At 59.2% G+C, this 15034-nt stretch carries 17 protein-coding genes; 1 reads left to right on the top strand and 16 read right to left on the bottom strand.

The genetic code is table 11. From position 1 onward, the window contains the following. Positions 1–86: 86 nt before the first annotated feature. The 16 genes from HU743_RS03215 to HU743_RS03290 all read right to left on the bottom strand — a co-directional run bounded on the left by HU743_RS03215 (position 87) and on the right by HU743_RS03290 (position 12227). Positions 87–668 (bottom strand): phage tail assembly protein, encoded by a 582-nt coding sequence (locus tag HU743_RS03215; protein ID WP_186646909.1) that lies wholly within the window; start codon positions 666–668, stop codon positions 87–89. 151 nt (positions 669–819) lie between these two features. After that, complete coding sequence (locus HU743_RS03220) at positions 820–1326, bottom strand: phage major tail tube protein (RefSeq protein ID WP_186550242.1); 507 nt, start codon at positions 1324–1326, stop codon at positions 820–822. After that, positions 1326–2492 carry a phage tail protein gene (locus HU743_RS03225; protein ID WP_090282035.1) on the bottom strand — a complete coding sequence of 389 codons (1167 nt, stop codon included), beginning with the start codon at positions 2490–2492 and terminating at the stop codon, positions 1326–1328. Before HU743_RS03225 ends, HU743_RS03220 begins: the two co-directional genes overlap by 1 nt. A gap of 2 nt (positions 2493–2494) precedes the next feature. Continuing rightward, on the bottom strand, positions 2495–2680 hold the full coding sequence (locus HU743_RS03230) for a hypothetical protein (RefSeq protein WP_186646911.1): 186 nt from the start codon (positions 2678–2680) through the stop codon (positions 2495–2497). Between the two features lie 94 nt (positions 2681–2774). Beyond that, positions 2775–3197: a phage tail protein gene (locus HU743_RS03235; RefSeq protein WP_186620900.1), complete on the bottom strand. Its 423-nt coding sequence runs from the start codon at positions 3195–3197 to the stop codon at positions 2775–2777. A gap of 131 nt (positions 3198–3328) precedes the next feature. Next, positions 3329–3874: a DUF4376 domain-containing protein gene (locus tag HU743_RS03240; RefSeq protein WP_238351682.1), complete on the bottom strand. Its 546-nt coding sequence runs from the start codon at positions 3872–3874 to the stop codon at positions 3329–3331. An 11-nt stretch (positions 3875–3885) separates the two neighbouring features. Next, on the bottom strand, positions 3886–6270 hold the full coding sequence (locus tag HU743_RS03245; protein ID WP_186646913.1) for a phage tail protein: 2385 nt from the start codon (positions 6268–6270) through the stop codon (positions 3886–3888). Then, entirely contained in the window at positions 6271–6906 is a 636-nt protein-coding gene (locus HU743_RS03250) for a phage tail protein I (protein ID WP_186646915.1), read from the bottom strand. It lies immediately after the preceding gene. After that, entirely contained in the window at positions 6903–7898 is a 996-nt protein-coding gene (locus tag HU743_RS03255) for a baseplate J/gp47 family protein (protein ID WP_186646917.1), read from the bottom strand. Before HU743_RS03255 ends, HU743_RS03250 begins: the two co-directional genes overlap by 4 nt. Continuing rightward, complete coding sequence (locus HU743_RS03260; RefSeq protein WP_186620908.1) at positions 7895–8227, bottom strand: phage baseplate protein; 333 nt, start codon at positions 8225–8227, stop codon at positions 7895–7897. Before HU743_RS03260 ends, HU743_RS03255 begins: the two co-directional genes overlap by 4 nt. 14 nt (positions 8228–8241) lie before the next feature. Next, complete coding sequence (locus HU743_RS03265; RefSeq protein ID WP_186635294.1) at positions 8242–8850, bottom strand: phage baseplate assembly protein V; 609 nt, start codon at positions 8848–8850, stop codon at positions 8242–8244. A gap of 3 nt (positions 8851–8853) precedes the next feature. Next, positions 8854–9375 (bottom strand): hypothetical protein, encoded by a 522-nt coding sequence (locus HU743_RS03270; RefSeq protein WP_186646919.1) that lies wholly within the window; start codon positions 9373–9375, stop codon positions 8854–8856. 74 nt (positions 9376–9449) lie between these two features. Next, positions 9450–9788 carry a phage holin family protein gene (locus HU743_RS03275; protein ID WP_186646921.1) on the bottom strand — a complete coding sequence of 113 codons (339 nt, stop codon included), beginning with the start codon at positions 9786–9788 and terminating at the stop codon, positions 9450–9452. Positions 9789–9893: 105 nt separating this feature from the next. Then, positions 9894–10466 carry a DUF642 domain-containing protein gene (locus tag HU743_RS03280; protein ID WP_186635288.1) on the bottom strand — a complete coding sequence of 191 codons (573 nt, stop codon included), beginning with the start codon at positions 10464–10466 and terminating at the stop codon, positions 9894–9896. Between the two features lie 103 nt (positions 10467–10569). After that, the gene (locus HU743_RS03285) at positions 10570–10974 is read right to left on the bottom strand and encodes a tail fiber assembly protein (protein WP_186620918.1); all 405 of its coding nucleotides are present in this window, start codon (positions 10972–10974) and stop codon (positions 10570–10572) included. A gap of 518 nt (positions 10975–11492) precedes the next feature. Next, positions 11493–12227 carry an XRE family transcriptional regulator gene (locus tag HU743_RS03290; RefSeq protein WP_186646923.1) on the bottom strand — a complete coding sequence of 245 codons (735 nt, stop codon included), beginning with the start codon at positions 12225–12227 and terminating at the stop codon, positions 11493–11495. A gap of 211 nt (positions 12228–12438) precedes the next feature. On the opposite strand from HU743_RS03290, the gene mutS reads away from it, so the two are divergent. Further along, on the top strand, positions 12439–15021 hold the full coding sequence (gene mutS / locus HU743_RS03295) for a DNA mismatch repair protein MutS (RefSeq protein WP_186646925.1): 2583 nt from the start codon (positions 12439–12441) through the stop codon (positions 15019–15021). The last annotated feature ends 13 nt before the right edge of the window (positions 15022–15034 follow it).

The following is a 15034-nucleotide window of genomic DNA, read 5'->3' on the forward strand; positions in this document are numbered from 1 at the left end:
GTCGTAGCGGCGCAACGCCTTTTCGGCGTCCCATTCCAGAATTTCCGCCTCACTTACCGGGTAAATGAGCGGGACGATATCGAGGATTACTTCGATGTCGCGTTCCGAAAGTAGGCCGCCGGCTGGTTTAAAAAATCGTCGATGCGCACCTGCAACTGCGTCCAGTCGGGGACGGTCAACTGGGCCAGATCAGGGATCATCAGGCCGGTGCAATGGGCGGTGATGAACTCGGCGCGTTCCTTGGCCGTTTTCAGTTTCTTCATCACTTTGGTGGCGCGCAGTGCGGGCATTTCCAGGCTCAGCGAGGTCACGGTACGCCCCGTCACGGCGAGCGGTTGCAGCAGTTGGACCTGGTCGGGATCGGTAGATTTTTCCGCGTCTTCGATCTGCTCGAGAAAGTACGAACTCGGCCGGGTCGACATCTCGTGAACGTACTGCGCAATGCTTACGTAGTCAGGGCGCTTGAGCTGGTCGAGTTCCTTGACCGACAGGCCGGTGGCGAGCAGCGCCAGTTCGAAAAACTGATCTTCTTCATCGTCGCCGGCGCGTTCCAGTGCGTCCTTCTGTGCAGCGTAGAACAGCGGTTTGAGCTGGATCGTTTCGATCTGCGAACCGTCGTCGCCGGTGATCGGCGACAGCAGTTCGTGTTTGGGTGGCATCCACGACATGAATGAATTCCTTGGTGATTCGTTTAGATCCACTGTGGGAGCGAGCCTGCTCGCGAAGGCTTTGGCACATTCGATAGTGATGTGACTGAACGACCGCTTTCGCGAGCAGGCTCGCTCCCACAGGGTTATGTGATTGCCTGTAAACCGATGACTACGGCATCAACACCGCACGCCGTGCATCACCGAGGATGTCGACGCCGTTGAGCACGAACTTCTGCGTGCGCACGTCGATGTCAATCACCGGCACGCCGTTTTCCAGACGGTTGTAGGTGCGGCAGGACAGCTCAAGCGTGGTGATGGCTTTGCCGCCCATTTTCACGGCGTCTTCAGCCAGCGATTTCAGCTTGCCGCCAACGGTGTGGTAGGTGAACCAGGTGTTGCCGTCCTGATCCTGACCGGCTTCACGCACGTTCAGCAGGATGTCGTCGCCCAGCTTCACACCCAGCGCGAGCATGACTTCAGCGCCCATGCCTTGCAGCTTGAGTGTGGCGCCCAAAGCTTTGGCGCTCTTGGCCATTTCTTCGATGATGAAACGGCCACCCGTCATGTTCTCCATCTCGAATTCGATTTTCGGCGGAGTGAATTCTTCAACGGTCGCCGACAACGGCAGGCCTTGCAGGGTGGCCGCGATGGCCTGTCTTACGCGGTTGGTAAACATTAGAGAACGTCCTCCAGGAACTGCTCGATGATTTCATCGCGGGCGTTGAGTTGATAAACCATGTGTTCGTTCGGCGCGTAGCGGCCGTAGTCGATGACCACGTACCAGGTGCCGTTCTTGTATTTCTCGACGCTGTTGAGTTCCGGGTGCAGATACACGCTGCCGCCGGGGATGGTTTCGTCGGCGACCAGGGTTTGCAGCCAGTCGTTGATGCGCTTGACCTCCTGATCCATGAACGACTTGGTCAGGTTCTTGGCCATGGCTTTCTGGCCGGCCTTGACCAGCTTGCGGCTGATCGCATCTTCCAGACCGACATAGCTGATGAACTTGCCGGTGATCGAGCGATTACCCAGCAGCGAGAAGCCACCGAGCACGGTGCGGGCGTAGTAGCTGACGCCGTAGCGGTTGAGCAGATCGCCTTCGGTAGAGGTGTCGAGGATGTTGTATTCGACCACCCGCGAAACATCTTCGGCGAAGGTCACCTGGTTGCCCGGGCTTTCCCATTGCTTGACCTTGGCCAGCGCGGCAATCGCCAGACTGGACGGTGCAAGGAAGACGTTTTTCTTCGCCGCTTTCGAGTACACCGCTGGCATGTTGTGCACCACCAGGCAACGGTCGAAACCAAGCTCGGCGCCGCCGAGTTCCTGGCTGTACAGTACCTGATCGGCCACCGACACATCCTTGCCGTCCAGCACCACACGGGCCTTGATGCGCTTGCCGAACGAGGCGAATTCACCGGCCACCGCTTTGCTGCCGGTAAAGCCCGGCGCGCCGATGATGGTCAAGTCTTCCGGGACACTGCCCAGTGCGGCCAGACCGAGCTTGCGACCGGTCGCCGGCTCGACGCCGCCAATCACCGCATTGACGGTGTCAGCCGGAGTCGCGCCCGCTTCGACGATGACCACGTACACCGGCACCTTGACCACTTTGAGAATCTGGTAAACCGCGTGGTACAGCGTGCCCTCCTCCGCCCCGCTCGGATCGAGCAGCGCGTGGGTGGTAAAGCTGTTGATGCGAAACGGCGCGTTGCGCGGAATCAGCGGATCGGCGTTCGGCGCGGTGCCGACCAGACCGATGACGTTGTCACCCAGGCCACCCATGGCCTCGGGGGATTCGGTGGCATTGACGGTAATGCCGTTGTGCTCGAAGTTAAGAACCTCAGCCATGTTCAGTCAGCCTTCTTGGCAGCGGCCTTTTTGGCCTGGGTGATGGGGGTTTTCAGTGCGAGTCGACCAGCGCTGTGCAAGGCGCTGGCCTCGACGTCGAGCAGATCAAGTTCTTGACCGACGCTCGACCAGTGCCCACGGCCTGTGGGGAACGGGACGAGGACGGTGTAGGTTTGGCGTTTTGCCATTTGGGTTTCTCCAGAAACGAAAAAGCCCCTTCATGGAAGGGGCCAGGTAGCTGATACGCCGATAACAAAACGCCCCGACGATGCGGGGCGCTTCTTATTGCGGCAGACCGGCGAGCCATGCCGGCGCGACCGGCCGGTGTTCGCTCAAAGGCAATTCGCCGCCGACCGGCCAGATACGCAGGTCGTGACGGTATGTTTGCAGCTCGATGTACTGCGCTGGGGTCAAAAGGGTCGGCCAACGCTCGACTTCGTCACGGTAGCGAGTGACAACACTGTCGGTGGCTGCAATCTGCATGTTGCGCCAGGAACGCTCATAGCCCTCCAGTTCCTCAGGCGTTGGTCCCGGACGATCGGCCAGCACCGGAAAGCCGTCTTCGTTCATGACGATCATTTTGCCAAGAGACAGACCGTCCAATAGCTCACGCCAATATTCGCGAGAAATCTCAACGGCATCGCTTGGTATTTCCATATGAATGGAAGGATCGTAGAAACCTTGCATCGATGGTGAATAAAACATGGGTTTCTTCCTTGTTTGATGTTTGAAAATCCAATCCGCCGGTTTGGGCGGCCAGGTATGAAAACGCCCCACGGTGTGGGGCGTTTAGTAATGCACCGCAATCGGTTGGCGCGACATCGACGCCGGCCGACTTAAGTTCTGAGCAGCAACTCAGCCGGCAGCGACGCTGGCCAACCCTCTTCAAGCATCGTGGAGGCGAAGTTCCCCGCCTCAACGGCATGAAGCAGTGTCAGTTCCCGGTCAAAACATGCCTGAACATGTGCGCGGACCCCCTTCGCAATGGCGAGAATCTGCGCCGCGTCGATATCGACGAAACCATCGAGAGTCTTGAAGTTGCAGCGATACTGCGTCTCGATGATCGCCGAGAGGCCCGCGCTGGCAATCAGGGCCTGGCTATCGCGTGTCGTCTCGATGTACAAACCGTCAACCTCGACGCCTGCGGTTTCCCGGCGAAAACGTTCTGCAGCAATTAAGTGTGCAAAGTCCACCTTGAGCTCAAAAGGCACTTTGGCAAGAGTCCCGTCGATCAGACGCCATTGCCCCGTCAAGTCCGTCGCGGATTGAAGCCAGAGTTCTTCACTGATGCCTATCGCCCCTTCAGGAATGTCGCAAATTCCCAGAATCAGGCGCTCTTTGATATGACCCGACTCGTCGAATGTCATGTATTTGTTAGTCATTTGTTTTCCTCTTAGCAACCGATTGCGAGCCATCGTGTTGAAGTTCCGGAAGAAGATCGAACCGTAAAGCCCGCCTTGTTCAGCGCGCCCATCGCAACGAAGCCGACGGAACCGGAACCGGGGGTATAGTCACTGAGCGCCACGGCTGACAACGCAGCAGTAGGAAACGTGAGAGGAAAAGCAATGGTTTGGTCAGCTGTATTAGAAACAATGCTGTACACCCCCCACTGAATAGTGAAGCCACCCAGCCAGGAAGGGAAAACGCAGTAACCGATGCCGCTTTTCTGAAAGTGAAAGCCCCACGTCAGTTTTTTCGGCGTGACGATAACGCTGTCATCGGCACCAGCATTGGTCTGTGTCAAGGTGGCAACTTTTGCTGTGCCTTGATTCGATTCGGATGCTTGCTGTGCCAGAGCGGTCAGTCCTGCTACGTCAAGGCTTCCGCCATTGACCGGCGCGTTCCAGGCTTTGATGCACCACATGACGGCCAGGTTGCGCGGGCGGGTTTCCGCGGAGGTGCGCGCCACCCTGGAAGCATCAAAGGAAACGGCATGATAGGCGTCCCTCTGACTAGCCGGGTTCGGTGCCGTGTTCAGGTTCGCTCTGGAAAAGGCACCACTGGCTGAGGTGATGTCCAGATAGCCGTCAAAGATACCGGTAATATTCTGCAGGCTGTCTAATTGACTGCTACCGATTGCCCGGCCGGCATCTACCCCGCGTCCATGATCCCAGCCCCGGAGAAACTCACCACGCGACTCTGGCAAGCGGAAGTTACCCGCACCTTCGTTTCCCTTGTTGTAAGTGGTGCCAAGAAAAGCAGCCAGATCCGGGTAAGTCGCAATGCTCTGCACACTGCCATCCAGTTCCAGATAGCCAGGCGCCACGATCCCCGTCGGGAATGCCAAAACAGCGCCGACGGGAACCGCGGACTTGAGACGTTCTACTTCTTTAGCCAGTGCGGCGACATCGATGGTTCCCTGATTGACCGGAGCGTTCCAGGCTTTGATGCACCACATGACGGCGATGTTGCGCGGGCGTGACTCAGCTCCTCCCGCTGCGTTTGTTTGCACATTGTTCTGGGCGCCGAACTCTTGAACGAAATTCCGCAACACCGTGCCAGCTGCAAACGTATCCGTTACCAGTTCATAACTGGTCGCGTGAGCGTGGGCTTTATTTTCGTCGGTTTGATAAGTGCCAAGAGTGCGGCCTGCATCCACCCCACGCCCATGATCCCAACCCCGCAAAAACTCCCCGCGCGCTTCAGGCAGCCGGAAGTTTCCAACCCCCTCATCACCCTTGTTGAACTTGCCGCCCAGATAGGCGCTCAAGTCCGGGTAAGTCGCGCTGCTCTTGACGCTGTTATCCAGCTCCAGAAATCCCGGTGGTGGTGCATCAACCGGGAACGCCACGATCGACCCCACCGGCAATGCCGAGGCCTTGGCGATCAGTGCTTCAACTTCGGCTTTGGTATACGAATCCTTGATACCAAATCCGGCCAAAGTTTCTGGATTGGCTCCGGCAGTCGCCCGGCCATATTCGTCAACGGTCAGGCTCTTGTAAGTCCCGGCAGCAACGCCTGTGCGTCCTGCGAGCATCTTGAACGTCAGCGCGGTCGTGCCAAGGGTGATCGGCGCATTCGTGGTCAGGTGCCACAACGAATCACCGTTCGCTGTGCCCTCCTCGACCATGACCGTCAGGCCCGGTGTGACCTTGGCGCTGGTGTTGGCATCGGTCGCCCGCAGCCAGTCACCATTGGCGACGATCCACAGACCGTTGTCTTTCGCTAACGTCTGACCCGGCAGCAACACGCGGTCACCGGCCACCACCGCGACGCCATCAATCTGCTGTGCTCCCTTCAACGGGACGTTGCCGGTTGCCGCAACACGCACCGATTGCTTGCCATCAAGTTTGCCGAGTTCTTCGGCCAGATAACTCATGACCCAGGCGCGCGTGGCTTTGACCACGGTGTCATCAATCAACAACGTCACCAAGGACGCATTGCTGGTCTCGAAGATCGAGCGAATGTAGAACTCTTTCCCCGAACCCGACGTGGCCAGAACCGGTTTGAACGACTCCGGGTATTTGACGATGGCGTAAAGAATCCCGGTATCAGTCCAAAGCCCCCCCTCTCGCACATACCAGCCACCGACATCCGGTGGAATGGTCACTTCAGCGAGCAGCCAGCTCGGGTTCTTCTCGTCTTGGAACAGCGCATTGAGCGGCCCGCGCCAGACTTCGCGTTTCAGCGCGGTGGCGGTTGCGGCCGGGTTGTAGACCCCGCCCTCGCCGCCGTCTCCGACGGAAATCTGTGTCAGCTTGATCGGCACGCCCGCGGCCTTGCATGCCGTTTCGTAGGCAATCCCTGCGTTGGTGAGCAGGGTGTAGTAGTCAGCCATTCAGGCCCCCTGAGGATAGATAGTGAATGTTTCGACGGTGTACAGCGCCGCCGCCATGAACGCTTCACCTGAGGCTTCAAGCCCTTCGATGAACACCGGATAAACCGTGGTCAGTTCGCCGCAGAACGTCGCGGCAGCGATGACGTGATTGCCGAACGCGCTAAGGCCGACCGAGACCGACAGCACGTCCCGTTCGCTTTTCGCATCGGCCAGGCGTCGGTCGAGACGGGCGTCGATGGCTTCGCTGTAGGGTTGTTCAGTGAAGGCGCGCACCGAAAAGCTGTAGGGCGCGCCGGGCGTTGTCTGTTCGTACCAGGCGCGGATTTCCGGGCGCAGTTGCAAACCCTTAGCGGCGTTTTCCAGTGCCTTACGAGTACCCGCCTGGCGCGCGGTGGGCCAGGCCAGTTCGACGGTCAGGCGTTTTTCCGCTTCCGGCGCATCGCTGCTCCATTCGGCGACACCACGATCGGCGGCCAGATACGGCAGAAAAGCGACCGGCGTTTCACTGGGGTTCATCAGTTCGGGGAATGGCGGTGCGATGCGGTCAAGCAAGGCGCCGAATCCCAGATCCAGAGCGCGCTCGAGTGGCGAGCTGTTGGCCGGCAACAAGGTTGGCCGCTGAGTTTTTTCACTCATAGCGTCAGCACCTCGACTTCAACCGCCGTACAGTACGGTGCCTGAAAGGCACTGGTGATGATCGGCGCCAACGGTTCGATAATCTGCAGTTGCACGGCGCCGGCGCTGTGCAGCGTGTAGTCGATCCAGCTCGGATCGACCCGGCCTTCGAGGCGATGGCAACTGTCGGCGTAGGCCTGCAATTGCGCTTGCGCAGCGACTTGCGTCAGGCCCGAATCGGGACCCGAATTGATCTTCGCGACGACGCGGATTTTGTAGCGCTGAATGTCAGCGGCCTTGACGGTGACGAGGTCGGTCTCAGGGCGCACGTCGGGTCGAGCGAAGTGTTGGCGCACGCCCTCCAGCAGTGCTTCGGAAGGTGTGCCATCGCCTTCGCGGGCAAGCACCGTGACCTGCACTTCGCCCGGCGCCGTGCGGCGCCCGTTGCCATCCTTGACCTGCGCAGCGAGACCGTCCGGGTTGAAGGTGTAGGTGACATTCACCACACCGGCATCGCTGGACTCAACCTTCACCGTTGGCCGCTCACCGAGGGTGAACACCTCGCGGCGATATTGCATGCGCGAGCCGGCGGCCGGTGCATGGGGCGCCAGGTAATAACGCAGACGGGCATCGTCGTCGCTTTCATAAATGGCGGGCACTGGCGGGAAGGCTGCCGGGTCGCCGGGATCGAGTAATTGTCGCTCCAGGCCCATGTCCGCCAGCCGTGCATCCAGATTGCTGCCGGTCGCCCACCACGCCAGCATCTGCTTGATGCGCGCGTTGTATTTGCGTTCGTGGGTTTGCAGGCGCACACAGAATGCTTCCAGCGCCAGGGTCAGCAGCTCGCTCTCGTTTTCCAGGCTGGCCTTGAGTTTCGCAGCGCTGGCCGGCGAGCGTGCACCGACGTATTCAACGACGAAAGCCTTGAACTCGGCAAGCAAGTCCTCGAACGCATCAACCGTGATCAGCGCGGGTTCGGCCAGTTGGTTCTGACCGGGGATCAACATGCTCATGTCACGACCTCGAAGGTTTGTTGACGGTTTTTCCAAGTGCCGGCGAAACGCAGCAGCAGGCCGGCGCCCTGACGAGTGGCGACAATCACTTGCGGCTGAAAATCATCGATACCGTTTTGCGGGTTGTAGAACGCTTGCGCGGCATGGCTCTGCGCCAGAAGCAGAACGTCGTCACCGAGGTTCTGCCCCAGCAGCGTGGGGATCAGCGAGCCATACAAAGGCCGTTTTTGCCGGGTACCCAGCGGTGTGGTCAGGGCTCGGGTCGCGCGCTGTACAAATTGCAGCCAGTCGTCGACCGTGGCCCCGCTGTCTCTATCGATTCCAATCATGAGAGGCTCACAAATCAGGGGCTGATGACGCGGCCCTGGTGATCGACCAGCGGGCCGCTGAAGTGCACGCCCGAGGCGTCGATGGTCAGGCCGACGGCGCCCAGTTGCAGGCTGATCAACTGCGGCGTCAGGGCCAGTCGCGCCGGGCCGAGGCTCAGCTCCAGCGCTTGGCGCGAACCACTGAACGCGGCCGGGCCGTTGAGCCAGTGCAGGGTGTGCGCGGCGTCGTCGTAACCGCTTTCGCTGCCGTCCTGGTGCACTCGACGGGTCAGCGTCGGCACTGTGGCGGCGGGTGGAAAGCGGTCACTGTTCAAGCCAAACAACGCCACGCTCTGCGCACCGCTTTCGCCGCTGCCGTAGTTGAACAGCAGGCATTGCTCGCCCACCGACGGAATCCGCGATTCGCTTTGTGCACCAGCGCTGGGGTTGAAAAACTTGATCGCCGGAGTGAGCAAACCGCTGTGGCTGACCTGGCAGGTGTTGCTGGCCGCGTCGACGGTCTGACAGATACCGATGCGGCAGAAGCTCTCGGCGCGGCGGTGCAGGTCTTCGATTTCCGCTTCCATTTCCGCCAGGCGCTCGATGATCGGACCGAGCTGCATGCGCAGTAATGCGTCGAACATGGCTCAGGCCTCCAGCGCGGTGTATTGGTCGGGGTCATCAATGTCGCTGACTTCCCAGGTGCGGGCGAATTTCGCGATCCCGAGCGGGTCATCGAGCAAGGTCGCGCCGAGGTAGAGCGTTTGGGTAAACGTCAGGGTCCAGGCTTTCCAGGATTGATCGCTGCGCATAAGAAGCGATGGCAGACCATCGAGAGCCACCGGCACATCGCATTGGTCACCGGGCAAGCCCCAGCGGTTGTCGGTGATCAGATTTTTCAGCACGGCGATCAGATCGCAGGCGGCAAAAGCGCTGGCGGCGGTCGCCGGAATGACCTGCACTGAGACCGTCATGACGTGGGCGATACGCCCGTCAGCGGCACGTGCTCCCGGTGCGTTGCGGTCGAAATCAATCAATGCCCAGGCTTGCGCGCCGGCCCCCATGAAATCTTCGGGATGACCGACCTGAACAGAGAGGCCAGCCGTGTTACGCAAGGTTGTCGCCATCGCGTTGTACAGCTGCGAAGGCTGCTGGATCGGTGCGGCCATGCAGGACCTCCTTTTTTAAAGGTGCACACGAGATCCCGCCGCGTTTAATGCAGCGAGACGTGAAGGTGAGAGCGTTACTTGGGATCGCGCGGTGGAACGTCGCAGACGCCGATGCGCTTGGCGGCCCAGCGCTCGTACAGGCCGATGGCAACATCGGCACCGGCCATTGCCGTCAGGCAGCCGAACGCGCCGGCGGCCCAGATCGACAAGCCGGCGGCATACAGCAGCATGATCGCCGAGACGCCGCAAATCATGCAGGCGCCGGAGCGCAGGGCCAGACGCCGCAGCAGTGACCAGCCGCGGGCGCCCTCCTTGTCGGCGCGCCACATTTCGCCGGACACCCCGCCGATCACGGCAAGGAGGATGACCAGCCAGATCGGCATGTCTGCCAACGCTTGTTGCTCGTTTGTCATGTCACGCCTCCTGGATGTGCTGATGTAAGCAGGATGGGGAATGCCACCGCACAGGTGCCACCGTCATGTTCCGAGAGGTCACCGAAACGACTCGATGTTCGAAGCTCAAAGCCTCTCGACAATGACATTGTCAATAAAGGCGAAGTTGGCATTCGGGTTTTGTTCATTGGAAAATGCCAGTGTGGTCTGCGTGGTGGTTGCGGTGAAATCGTAGGTGATGGTGGCCCACTCCACGGCAACACCTTTCGCTGTCGGCGTATTGAAGGTCGCTGTTTGACCGGCCACTTTTACCTGAACGACGCCATCCCCGGCACGACTGGCAAACCGAGAATTGCCCGCGCTGAAGGTCAACCGATATTTAGCGCCTACGGTGGTTGCAAAGTTTTGCTGGATCCCGCCGCCATTGCCGTAAACGTAGTTGGCGAGATCAACAATCATGACGCCATCTGCTGCAACAGAGCCGCCGATCGCGTTGGGCATATTGAAGTATTCGGCCCCCGACAAAAAGGTAGTCCAGCCTGTAATTGCATCGGCTTTTGCCGGAGTATCCAGAATGCAGCCGGCACCGCAGGTTGACTGTTCGAAACTGCCGTTCACAAGCAGATTGGCTGCCAGTGCGTTGGTACTGCCAAGCAGTGCAAAGGTAGCGAGAAGCGCAGCGATTTTCTTGTTCAACATTTGTTTTTCATCCGTGATCAGGTTTGGAAAAGTGTATTGGGTCGTCTGGCTCAGAGAGCCAGGCTGAGCGATGGGTCTGCTTTTTCACGGCAGACTGGATGGGTCAGTAAGGAGCAACCGGCCACATGATGTTTGTTGGGTAACCCGACTGCTTATCGACGTCGCTCAGCGCAATGCAATACTGCTTGTGAGCCAGCAATCGGGCTTGCTCTTCTGCGCTGGCCACGGCCAGATCAACCTTGAACTGCAATGAGTTCATCAACAGCCAGTTGGCGGCGACATTCAGAAGTTGCCATTTTTGTTGTTCGGCTTCGTTTCGCAGCTCTTCATCGGTGGGTGCCGAGAAGGTCCAGATGCCGTTGAACGTCGCCCCCCAGCCCACCCGCATATCCGTGCTACCGGTGACATCAACCCAGATCGATGTTGGCGAAGCCGGAGCTTCGGGCATGACTTCACTTTCTTTCAGTTGGACGACTCTGTTGTATTCAACCAATGCATAGAGATTCATGGGCATTCCTTGTTATGAGGTTCTTTTCAATATGGATGTCGCGTTTGATCCGGCAGGCATTCCAAAAAGCCCGGCGCTTGCACGCCGGGCTTTTCAGTAATGCGCTCCTTCGCCTTCCTTCAAATCCTGTGTTCAAGAAGGAAGCTGACTTTTCGGCGCTACTGGCGCGGTACGAGTCCATTCAAATTGTTTTTCCGACCGCGGTCCCTGCCCGCCGGATAACTGCTTCTGGTGCTTTACGCTGCACACCCGGGTCAGTTGCCAACCCTCTGAACCGTTGAGGCCGGTTCATCGCTGCCTGTTCTTGTGGAACTAAAGAGCTTGTCTTGCCAGCCGCTTTGTCGAGCGGCTTGGTGGCAAGAATATGCATGGATGCATATACAGTCAATGCGTAAATGCATTTATTTATGCGAAATAAATGCACGAACGCATGAAGACCACGCTGAGCACGGGCTGGAGGGTTTTGTGCAGGCGAAAAAAAACCTGCCGGGCGGCAGGTTTCAGTTGAATCGCAAAGGTCAGCGGGCGTACATGCCCCACCAGAAGACGTGACCGAGGATCACGATCTGTTCTTCCTGGATTTCCTGGAAGCTGTAGTCCTCATCCGGATGTTCATCCCGATTGAAGCTGCGCAGACGAATGCCGGTGGGCAGGCGGTAGAGCTGCTTCACGCGCAGTTGGCCGTTGTGATTGATCGCGTAAAGATCACCATCGATGATATCGCCGATCCCGCATTTACCCGCATTTACGCCGACCGTGGCGCCGTCACGCAACACCGGCAACATGCTGTTGCCACGCACCGTCACGCATTTGGCCTGGTCGAACTGCACACCGTTATGGCGCAGGCTGCGCTTGCCGAAGCGCAGGCTAGAGCGTTCGCTCTCTTCGATGACGAATCTTCCTGATCCAGCAGCCAATTCAACCTCACGTAGAAAGGGCACCGACACCTCGTCATCATCGACAGGGGTATCGTCGTCCCACAGGCTTATGTCCTTGAGTTCTGCATGCATGTCATCGCGCGCACCCGCCGCCGACTGAGCGACGTCTGCGCGCCCGCGCAACTGATCGGTGCTTACATTGAAGTATTCGGCGATCTTCGAAATATGTTTGTCCGAAGGATCGACGATCTTCCCGCTGAGAATTCGCGAGAGCGTGGATTGCGGCACGCCGGTACGACGGTGAAGCTCCGTGGGGGAGATCCCGTGTTGATCGAGCAGTGCTCTTAAGACGAAGGATACGTTGCGTTTTTGCATAACGCGCATAGTGCTTGAAGTTTTTGCGGAAGACAAATGCTGATTTGCATAAAAGATGCATAAATCATCATTTTCAAACAGAAAGCTTTCACCCGACCGTCATGCCTGCGTCCCGCCGACTGCCCATGGTAACCTTGCGTCCATTACGGAAAAGCCCGGCCGTTGCCCTTGCTTTTGCCCTACATCTTTTAACGAGTTGCCTGACAATCCGATGAATAAAGCCGTCTCTGACCTGTCCTCCCACACCCCGATGATGCAGCAATACTGGCGCCTGAAGAACCAGCACCCGGATCAGCTGATGTTCTACCGCATGGGCGACTTCTACGAGATCTTCTACGAAGACGCGAAGAAGGCGGCCAAATTGCTCGACATCACTCTGACCGCGCGTGGGCAGTCGGCGGGTCAGGCGATTCCGATGTGTGGGATTCCTTACCACGCAGCGGAAGGTTACCTGGCGAAACTGGTCAAGCTCGGCGAGTCGGTGGTGATTTGTGAGCAAGTCGGCGACCCGGCTACCAGCAAGGGTCCGGTGGAACGTCAGGTGGTGCGGATCATTACGCCGGGCACAGTCAGCGATGAAGCGCTGCTCGACGAGCGTCGCGACAACCTGATCGCGGCGGTACTGGGTGACGAACGCCTGTTCGGCCTGGCGGTGCTCGACATCACCAGCGGCAACTTCAGCGTGCTGGAGATCAAGGGCTGGGAAAACCTGCTGGCGGAACTGGAGCGGGTCAACCCGGTGGAACTGCTGATTCCCGATGACTGGCCGAAAGACCTGCCGGCGGAAAAACGTCGCGGGGTCCGTCGTCGTGCACCGTGGGATTTCGAACGTGATTCGGCGTTGAAAAGCCTTTGCCAGCAATTCTCCACCCAGGACCTGAAGGGTTTCGGTTGCGAGAACCTGACCCTGGCCATCGGCGCCGCCGGTTGCCTGTTGGCTTACGCCAAGGAAACCCAGCGCACCGCCCTGCCCCATTTGCGCAGCCTGCGTCACGAACGCCTTGATGACACCGTGGTGCTCGACGGCGCCAGCCGACGCAATCTGGAACTCGACACCAACCTGGCCGGCGGTCGCGACAACACCCTGCAATCGGTGGTGGATCGCTGTCAGACCGCCATGGGTAGCCGCTTGCTGACCCGCTGGCTGAACCGCCCGCTGCGCGATCTCACCGTGCTGCTGGCGCGGCAGAGTTCGATCCGTTGCCTGCTCGACGGCTATCGATTCGAAAAACTGCAGCCGCAGCTCAAGGAAATCGGCGACATCGAGCGTATTCTGGCGCGAATCGGTTTGCGCAATGCGCGGCCCCGTGATCTCGCGCGTTTGCGCGACGCCCTCGGCGCCCTGCCTGAGCTGCAAGTGGCAATGGCTGACCTGGAAGCGCCGCACCTGCAATCGCTGGCAACGATCACCAGCACCTACCCGGAACTCGCCGCGCTGCTGGAAAAAGCCATTATCGACAACCCGCCGGCGGTGATCCGCGACGGCGGCGTGTTGAAAACCGGGTACGACAGCGAACTCGACGAACTGCAATCGCTGAGCGAAAACGCCGGCCAGTTCCTGATTGATCTGGAGGCCCGCGAGAAAGCCCGCACCGGTCTGGCGAATCTGAAGGTCGGTTATAACCGTATTCATGGCTACTTCATTGAACTGCCGAGCAAGCAGGCGGAATCGGCACCGGCGGATTACATCCGGCGCCAGACCCTCAAGGGCGCCGAGCGTTTTATCACCCCGGAATTGAAAGAGTTCGAAGACAAAGCGCTATCGGCCAAGAGCCGGGCGCTGGCGCGCGAGAAAATGCTCTACGAGGCGCTGCTTGAAGACCTGATCAGCCAGTTGCCGCCGTTGCAGGACACCGCTGGAGCACTGGCCGAACTGGACGTGCTGAGCAACCTCGCCGAACGGGCGCTGAATCTTGACTTGAACTGCCCGCGTTTTGTCAGCGAACCGTGCATGCGCATTACTCAGGGTCGTCACCCGGTGGTCGAGCAAGTGCTGACGACGCCGTTCGTGGCCAACGACCTGAGCCTTGATGACAACACGCGGATGCTGGTGATCACCGGGCCGAACATGGGCGGTAAATCCACTTACATGCGGCAGACCGCGCTCATCGTGCTGCTGGCGCACATCGGCAGTTTTGTCCCGGCAGCCAGCTGTGAATTGTCGCTGGTCGACCGCATCTTCACCCGAATCGGCTCCAGTGATGACCTCGCCGGCGGCCGCTCGACCTTTATGGTGGAAATGAGCGAAACCGCCAACATCCTGCACAATGCCACCGAGCGCAGCCTGGTGCTGATGGACGAAGTCGGACGCGGCACCAGCACCTTCGACGGTCTGTCGCTGGCGTGGGCGGCGGCCGAGCGCCTGGCGCATCTGCGAGCGTATACGCTGTTCGCCACGCACTACTTTGAACTGACGGTACTGCCGGAGGCCGAACCTCTGGTAGCCAACGTGCATCTCAATGCAACCGAGCACAACGAGCGCATCGTGTTTCTGCATCACGTCCTGCCCGGACCGGCCAGCCAGAGCTATGGCTTGGCGGTGGCGCAACTGGCCGGCGTGCCCAGCGAAGTGATCGTGCGCGCCCGTGAACATTTGAGCCGTCTGGAGGATACCGCCCTGCCTCATGAGGCGCCGAAACCGGCCGCAAAAGGCAAACCGTCGACACCGCAGCAAAGCGACATGTTCGCCAGCCTGCCGCACCCGGTACTCGACGAACTGGCAAAAGTGGATCTGGACGACATGACGCCCCGCCGTGCGCTCGAAATGCTCTATGCACTGAAGAACCGGATATAAGTACTAAAGAAGC

The sequence above is a fragment of the Pseudomonas sp. SWRI99 genome, from assembly GCF_014270125.1.
GTDB classification, from domain to species: Bacteria; Pseudomonadota; Gammaproteobacteria; order Pseudomonadales; family Pseudomonadaceae; genus Aquipseudomonas; species Aquipseudomonas hamedanensis.

Excerpts from the sequence above, each read along its gene's own strand:
- HU743_RS03235 (WP_186620900.1), bottom strand. The coding sequence starts at position 3,197 with ATGTTTTATTCACCATCGATGCAAGGTTTCTACGATCCTTCCATTCAT.
- HU743_RS03270 (WP_186646919.1), bottom strand. The coding sequence starts at position 9,375 with ATGGCCGCACCGATCCAGCAGCCTTCGCAGCTGTACAACGCGATGGCG.
- HU743_RS03220 (WP_186550242.1), bottom strand. The coding sequence starts at position 1,326 with ATGTTTACCAACCGCGTAAGACAGGCCATCGCGGCCACCCTGCAAGGC.
- HU743_RS03260 (WP_186620908.1), bottom strand. The coding sequence starts at position 8,227 with ATGATTGGAATCGATAGAGACAGCGGGGCCACGGTCGACGACTGGCTG.
- HU743_RS03290 (WP_186646923.1), bottom strand. The coding sequence starts at position 12,227 with ATGCAAAAACGCAACGTATCCTTCGTCTTAAGAGCACTGCTCGATCAA.
- HU743_RS03250 (WP_186646915.1), bottom strand. The coding sequence starts at position 6,906 with ATGAGTGAAAAAACTCAGCGGCCAACCTTGTTGCCGGCCAACAGCTCG.
- HU743_RS03225 (WP_090282035.1), bottom strand. The coding sequence starts at position 2,492 with ATGGCTGAGGTTCTTAACTTCGAGCACAACGGCATTACCGTCAATGCC.
- HU743_RS03280 (WP_186635288.1), bottom strand. The coding sequence starts at position 10,466 with ATGTTGAACAAGAAAATCGCTGCGCTTCTCGCTACCTTTGCACTGCTT.
- HU743_RS03230 (WP_186646911.1), bottom strand. The coding sequence starts at position 2,680 with ATGGCAAAACGCCAAACCTACACCGTCCTCGTCCCGTTCCCCACAGGC.
- mutS (WP_186646925.1), top strand. The coding sequence starts at position 12,439 with ATGAATAAAGCCGTCTCTGACCTGTCCTCCCACACCCCGATGATGCAG.
- HU743_RS03265 (WP_186635294.1), bottom strand. The coding sequence starts at position 8,850 with ATGTTCGACGCATTACTGCGCATGCAGCTCGGTCCGATCATCGAGCGC.
- HU743_RS03255 (WP_186646917.1), bottom strand. The coding sequence starts at position 7,898 with ATGAGCATGTTGATCCCCGGTCAGAACCAACTGGCCGAACCCGCGCTG.
- HU743_RS03240 (WP_238351682.1), bottom strand. The coding sequence starts at position 3,874 with ATGACTAACAAATACATGACATTCGACGAGTCGGGTCATATCAAAGAG.
- HU743_RS03245 (WP_186646913.1), bottom strand. The coding sequence starts at position 6,270 with ATGGCTGACTACTACACCCTGCTCACCAACGCAGGGATTGCCTACGAA.
- HU743_RS03285 (WP_186620918.1), bottom strand. The coding sequence starts at position 10,974 with ATGAATCTCTATGCATTGGTTGAATACAACAGAGTCGTCCAACTGAAA.
- HU743_RS03215 (WP_186646909.1), bottom strand. The coding sequence starts at position 668 with ATGTCGTGGATGCCACCCAAACACGAACTGCTGTCGCCGATCACCGGC.
- HU743_RS03275 (WP_186646921.1), bottom strand. The coding sequence starts at position 9,788 with ATGACAAACGAGCAACAAGCGTTGGCAGACATGCCGATCTGGCTGGTC.